The sequence below is a fragment of the Pseudoalteromonas sp. P1-9 genome (assembly GCF_001399975.1).
Taxonomy (GTDB): domain Bacteria; phylum Pseudomonadota; class Gammaproteobacteria; order Enterobacterales; family Alteromonadaceae; genus Pseudoalteromonas.
This window is the reverse complement of record NZ_LKBD01000084.1, coordinates 1-3,612: the sequence shown is the minus strand read 5'-3', so window position 1 is coordinate 3,612 and position 3,612 is coordinate 1. Positions and strand designations below refer to the sequence as shown.

Genomic DNA, 3,612 nt, shown 5'->3' with positions numbered 1-3,612 from the left:
ATTATGGGTATTAAAGTTTGAATCTATTTTATATAAGTATCCTCGCTACGCTCAGACTTCGCTTGGCTCGTCTACTTTTATAAAAAATATTTAGATTTGTATTGGGTACAGTTAGTCAGGTTTAAGGTTTGGAAAAGGTACAGTTAATTTATATTTCTAACAAAACAAAAAAGCCTGATGTGAATCAGGCTTTATCTTTTAAAGTCAACGTCTTGGGCTACTTCGCTTATGTTTGCAAACATCTTCGAATTGACCATTCTTATATCGTTTATAACGTCTAACGTTAACTGTTTTTGGACGAGCCATAGTTTTCTCCTTATCCATTTATTGGATAAATTTAAAATATAAAATTTCACATTTAAGGAAAAACCGTTTAAACTCGCAGTTGTTCAGGCTATGAATTTTCATAGTTCTACCTTCAATGCATATTGAAGTTAGATTTCATAAAACCGCTTAATTGCGGTTTTTTTGATCTAACTAAGCTTAGTATATCACATCCCAAAGATACTCCAACCCCTTATTCTGAAAAATCAAAAATAAGACATCTGTAATACATTAAGAGCGTTTACATTCTGTAAACCGTTACAAGTAACGTATTTACTGTTTAAACGGTTCTGAGGCGTTCTGAGAGAGTTTGATGGGGTGTATTTTTGCGTATTATTGAGTGAAAATGCGTAAATACTGGGGGTATATACAGGTTTTTGCGTAATAATTTAGTCACTATTACTTGCGACAAGCGCAAGTAAAATGTGACTTTATTTATTGAATAGCTTTTTTCAACATTAATAAAGAAGATATTTCAGAAGCCTGATCGAGCATTTTAATAAGTAATGGCTCTACATCTTCAAATTTAGCACCACCATTAAATGATGCATAAACACCATGACATAGTTCAGAATGTTTTTCGGCTAGCTGTTCAATTTGTAAATCAGTAATGATCGGTGTTCCTGATTTTTCAATTACGTTTGATAGTTCCATTATGCAATCCTTAAAGTATGGTTTTGGGCATGACGATACCAATTTGGCGGTATCAATTGTGAAATCTCAATTTCGGTTTGTTTAATTCTCATTGGTGACATTCTCGTCACGTCAAATGGAACATTAATATCTATTCCAATGGCCTTTAGCCTAGATTTATGGACATAATAATTGCTTTGACTAAGCTGTGTTTTTATATCGATACCTTGCATCCATAACATGGCGTAAGACTGCGTTGCATTTGCTGATTGGCGGCTTTTCACTATTTCATTTTGTAATAATTTGTCGGCGATAGTCATGCTTTGCTCCCCGCTTATCTTGCACCTTTTAATAATTTTCTCTAATTCGCCTAGGTGCTTATTAAAGTCAATTTCTTTAAGTAAACCGTAATGTCTCAATTTGTGTCTTTGTAAAAATAGTCTTTTAAATTTATATTCCTCTCGGACGACTCCATTTTGTTCACAAAACTGTATTAGTTTTTCAAAGTAATCAATATCTTGTTTTGAAGCATTCTTTAGTAATTTCTTTGCTCTCTTTTTTAAGTCAAATGCCTTGTTATAAATTATATAAGGCCTCCAAGAGTCATAACCCCAAGCTGAAGTATTTCCATCTGGATATAAATGCCCTGATTTAGCCCTTTCACCAACACTTTGTGAAGAAATACCTCTTAAAAAAGTCAGCTCGTTGTTCGCTCCAACGAAGTGATTTCTAGTCCAATCAATCGCAGTAATAATGGCTCCATTTTCAATCCTGTTTGCTTTGACACCTGATTGACTGAAAATTAATGAGTTCTTGGTAAAGGGAGGCAAGCCATACTCGGCAAGAATATTGTTATAAATAGAAACACAGTCGTCCAAGCAAGATAAGCCAAATAAATTATCTAATCGATTGTACCTCGAAGGATTCCCTGACACTGATACCCTATTTCCATTTGATCTAATTTGAAGCTTTGTTGAATAAGAACCTTCAACTGTCAAAGATTTTGGTGATTGATGTATAAACTCACCTGTTTGTAAATCATGCTCGATACAAAGGCTTTTACCGACAACAGGTATGCGATCAGAATGTTCCTGATGCATAACCAATTTATCTATAAAAAAACCGTTCATAAATCCCTTCCCAAGCCAACCTGTCAATAGACAGATAAAGCAAATATAATTAGGCTTACATGTCTATGTCAACATTTAAGTTCAAAATGTGGGGTTACAATGAACAAACAGAACAAATTAAGTGATGAAAACATGACTATAAGCGAAAATTTAAAGACACTTAGAACCAAAAAAGGGTTTACACAGGGTAAGTTGTCAGAGAAAGCAAATGTTGAGTTGGCACAGATATCTAGAATAGAAAGAGGAACTGTTCAGCCAAAATTAGAAACAATTAAGAAATTATCACTAGCTTTAAACTGTAGTTCTGATGAACTGATCTTCGATAACAAAAGCGAAGATGGAGATGAAAAGTTAAAAAGATTGATTAATGGCGTATGCAAAATGCCAGAAGAGAAAAAGCAAATAGCTATAGAGTTACTTGAAGCATTGATTATGAAATCAGAAGCTGAAAATTGGATAAATAGTAGTGATTAGATACTGAAAGTATCGAGTGAACTACTTAGTAGTAGAAATACCATAAAAAGTGCTACAAATCAAAAATGTAACGTGAAAGACTAATATAAAATTCCTGAAGTCAGGAGTTAGTTCGGGTGTTACTAGAACCCGAACTGGTAAACTTAGCAAAAACAAGGATGCACTATGCTAGAAAAAATAGATTTAGAATACCTTAAAAAAGAATTCGAGTTGCCGGAAGAAACCAAGTTCGTTGGGTATGCAATCCATTTAGAAAACAGTGATGAATTTTTACATAACTATAATGATAGCCCAGATGCAACATTAATGACTTGGAGTCCATCACCGGTTAACGCTAAAAAATTCCATAGCTTGAAAAAAGTAACAAGAATCAAAAACAACATTAAACCTGAAGCTAGAATTGTTTGGTTGTTTGACCTGGGCAAACATATTGCAGCTTTAACACCTGAAGAAGTTAATTAAAAAACCGCGGTATTCCGCGGTAAAGTGTGCGTGTAACTAGACAGCACACTAATAAAAAGTATGGGATTCCATACCAAAGTGGGGGTGTCACTAGACAACCCCACTCTATTTGTACCTTTTATATAAAGGTATCCTCCCGCAAGCGGGTGCCCTCCTTTATATAAAAAGTACCATATTGGGACAAGAGTCCACTGTTATAGTATGTGGACTCTCTACAAAAACGACACATCCAAAAGTTTAGCAAGGGAGCGCGCTGCGCTCGGCAATGCACTTCGAGTTTAGTTTGTTTCGGTTGCGGCCAATTACCAATTGCAGTAAAACTTCACTTCAAACAGTGGCCTTACATGGCTACGCCATTTTATCGCGAGTTTTACCTTGAATAATGACATCACTTTGACGACTGAAGAACAGTTATTTTTAATACGCCTTCCATGCAGGTTGCGTGGTACATGGATTACTTGGCGTTTAGGGTTTGATCCGTATTTTTTGATGAGTAGAGAAACTTACTACAGACATGCTGAAGAACTGGAAAAGAAATGGGGAGTTAATATTCGTAAAGTATCGCCTTATCACCAGACCACCTAACGTA

General features: G+C 35.1%; 4 protein-coding genes. 2 read left to right on the top strand and 2 right to left on the bottom strand.

Annotated features, from left to right (window positions below):
• Positions 1 to 759: 759 nt before the first annotated feature.
• Both AN214_RS21545 and AN214_RS21540 read right to left on the bottom strand, forming a co-directional pair.
• A complete protein-coding gene (locus tag AN214_RS21545) occupies positions 760 to 978 on the bottom strand; it encodes a hypothetical protein (protein WP_054981594.1) in 219 nt (72 codons plus the stop codon).
• Positions 978 to 2,087 carry a phage/plasmid replication protein gene (locus AN214_RS21540; RefSeq protein ID WP_054981593.1) on the bottom strand — a complete coding sequence of 370 codons (1,110 nt, stop codon included), beginning with the start codon at positions 2,085 to 2,087 and terminating at the stop codon, positions 978 to 980. The genes AN214_RS21545 and AN214_RS21540 overlap by 1 nt, the downstream gene beginning before the upstream one ends.
• Before the next feature lie 99 nt (positions 2,088 to 2,186).
• On the opposite strand from AN214_RS21540, the gene AN214_RS21535 reads away from it, so the two are divergent.
• Both AN214_RS21535 and AN214_RS21530 read left to right on the top strand, forming a co-directional pair.
• A complete protein-coding gene (locus AN214_RS21535) occupies positions 2,187 to 2,561 on the top strand; it encodes a helix-turn-helix domain-containing protein (protein ID WP_054981592.1) in 375 nt (124 codons plus the stop codon).
• A 165-nt stretch (positions 2,562 to 2,726) separates the two neighbouring features.
• Positions 2,727 to 3,023: a hypothetical protein gene (locus AN214_RS21530; RefSeq protein WP_054981591.1), complete on the top strand. Its 297-nt coding sequence runs from the start codon at positions 2,727 to 2,729 to the stop codon at positions 3,021 to 3,023.
• The last annotated feature ends 589 nt before the right edge of the window (positions 3,024 to 3,612 follow it).

Excerpts from the sequence above, each read along its gene's own strand:
- AN214_RS21540 (WP_054981593.1), bottom strand. The coding sequence starts at position 2,087 with ATGAACGGTTTTTTTATAGATAAATTGGTTATGCATCAGGAACATTCT.
- AN214_RS21545 (WP_054981594.1), bottom strand. The coding sequence starts at position 978 with ATGGAACTATCAAACGTAATTGAAAAATCAGGAACACCGATCATTACT.
- AN214_RS21535 (WP_054981592.1), top strand. The coding sequence starts at position 2,187 with ATGAACAAACAGAACAAATTAAGTGATGAAAACATGACTATAAGCGAA.
- AN214_RS21530 (WP_054981591.1), top strand. The coding sequence starts at position 2,727 with ATGCTAGAAAAAATAGATTTAGAATACCTTAAAAAAGAATTCGAGTTG.